The organism is Lysinibacillus sp. NPDC048646, assembly GCF_050272295.1.
Lineage (GTDB): Bacteria > Bacillota > Bacilli > Bacillales_A > Planococcaceae > Lysinibacillus.
In genome coordinates this window covers 1-2,248 of record NZ_JBNNLZ010000060.1, presented here as the reverse complement: position 1 = coordinate 2,248, position 2,248 = coordinate 1, and the positions used below count along the sequence as shown (strand labels likewise).

The window sequence follows — 2,248 nt, the reverse complement described above, 5'->3', positions numbered from 1 at the left end:
CACCTCCGGTACGATAGACGTATCAATTGAAGGAGGTGCTTCCTTATGCTAACGAACAAACTAACAATTGTCCCCGTGACACTAGATCTTATCACTGACGAATCTTCATCAACAATTCCACAACATAATTCTCTTGGACCAAGCTGTATCATAAAATCAATTAATGTTGAAATCTCCTTCTTCAATGGCGTAGATGAGCGCATCATCCAAATGATCATGAAGGAGCTGAATAAACAATGAAGCATGATTTTACGAGTGTGCAAAACATCTATATCATCTGTGGCAAGACGGATATGCGAAAAGGCATTGATGGTCTCGCTACACTTATTCAGGATTCTTTTGAACTGGACCCCTATAGCGATTCCATTTTCTTATTTTCTGGAACGAGCAAAGACCGTTATAAATGTTTGTACTTTGATGGAGATGGCTTCGCTATGCTTTATAAACGATTAGATAATGGGAAACTGCAATGGCCAAAAGATGAAAAGGAAGTGCGTAATCTTTCCCAGCAGGAGCTTCGTTGGCTGTTGGAAGGATTATCACTTCAGCAGCCAAAGGCAATTTCGAAATCTGCAACAGGTGTCTTTTAAATCTATTCACCTAAGTGGTATAATCATCCATAACTTATACTAAACGAAATGTGGTGAATGATTTGACTAATGCTTCTCCTAAGCAAGAAAACCAAAATGAACGATTAATTCGATTGCTTGAGCAACAATTAGCTCAGTCAAATCGACAAATTGAAGCGTTGACTGAACAAGTTCGCCAATTAACAAAAGCGTTATACGGTTCTAAATCGGAAAAATCCAAGTATCAAGCACCGGATGGGCAAGGCTCTTTATTCGAAGACGACCCGTTTTTTAGCGAATCTGAGCACACAGAAGAACAAAGCACGTCAACTGTTACGTATACAGTTGTCCGTAAACTACATAAAAAACGAAATGATTCGTTTCGTGATGGAATTAAAATCGAAGAAATTCATCATCATCCTGAAAACACACAATGTGACTGTTGCCTTGGTCAAATGACTGAAGCTGGTACAACGATTGCGCGTGAAGAAGCAAAATTCATTCCGGCAAAAATGATGCGCATCCAGCATATTGAACATGCCTACGAGTGCAAGCACTGTAAAATGGATGCCACACAAAAAGCACAAATGAAACGTGGGAAAGCCCCAAAAGCTGCCATTCAGCGAAGTATTGCAGGACCAACTGTTTTAGCAAAGCTTATTTACGATAAGTCTATTCAGTATTTACCTCTTTACCGTCAGGTAAAGGAGTGGGAACGATATGGCCTACTTACGAATGATAAGAACCTATCAAACTGGGTTATTCGTGCTGCAGAAGATTGGCTTTTACCGATTTATGAACAGATGAAGCAGATGTTAACTATGAAATCAGTACTGCATGTGGACGAAACGTATGCGCAAATTATCAATCGGTCAGACGGAAAATCAGGACAATCGAATGCCTACAATTGGGTGTTCCGCAGCGTGCCAAGCCAAGGTCCTATCATCGTTCTTTTTCATAGTGCATTATCGAGAAGTCGTTCTGTACTAGTAGAATTTACAAAAGGCTTTAAAGGAACGGTGATTTGTGATGGTTACTCGGCATACGGTAATCTTCCTGATGTCACGTTCGCTAACTGTTGGGCGCATGTGCGACGATATTGGCTGAAAGCCGATAGCAAAAACGGGCAAATTGGCGTGGATTTCTGTGATCAATTGTATCGCCTAGAACGTCAATTTAAGCATCTTTCACCAGGGAAACGCCGAAAATCACGGCAAAAATATTCAAAGCCGATTGTAGAGAAATTCTTAAAATGGGTGGATGAATCGCCTTTCTTCGGAAAAAATGCCTTAGCTAAAGCTGCCGAATACACATTAAATCGTATACATGGATTAAAAGCTTTTCTGTTCGATGGCCGAATTGAGATGGATAATAATCCAGCCGAAAATGCGATTCGCCCAAATGTGATTGGTCGCAAGAACTGGCTTTTTTCTGTGAGTGAAGCCGGTGCTAAAGCAAATGCCATCTGTTTGAGTTTAGCAGAAACAGCCAAAACAAACGGCATTGATTTTTATCAGTACCTTGTGAAGCTATTAACGGAGCTGCCAAATTTACCGATTCAACAACAGCCAGAAATCTTACAAGATTACATGCCTTGGTCGAATAATATCCAAGCCACATGTTCAAAATAGCCAGTTATCTGAAAAAAACTCAGATAGCTGGCCATTCGTCGTGCGTAC

General features: G+C 40.5%; 3 protein-coding genes. All 3 read left to right on the top strand.

Features of this window, described 5'->3' with window-relative positions:
• Window positions 1-45 precede the first annotated feature (45 nt).
• Entirely contained in the window at window positions 46-240 is a 195-nt protein-coding gene (locus ACQKII_RS24650; RefSeq protein WP_427463063.1) for a hypothetical protein, read from the top strand.
• The gene (tnpB, locus tag ACQKII_RS24645; RefSeq protein WP_283870410.1) at window positions 237-590 is read left to right on the top strand and encodes an IS66 family insertion sequence element accessory protein TnpB; all 354 of its coding nucleotides are present in this window, start codon (window positions 237-239) and stop codon (window positions 588-590) included. The genes ACQKII_RS24650 and tnpB overlap by 4 nt, the downstream gene beginning before the upstream one ends.
• Before the next feature lie 62 nt (window positions 591-652).
• The gene (gene tnpC, locus ACQKII_RS24640) at window positions 653-2,200 is read left to right on the top strand and encodes an IS66 family transposase (RefSeq protein WP_427463062.1); all 1,548 of its coding nucleotides are present in this window, start codon (window positions 653-655) and stop codon (window positions 2,198-2,200) included.
• The last annotated feature ends 48 nt before the right edge of the window (window positions 2,201-2,248 follow it).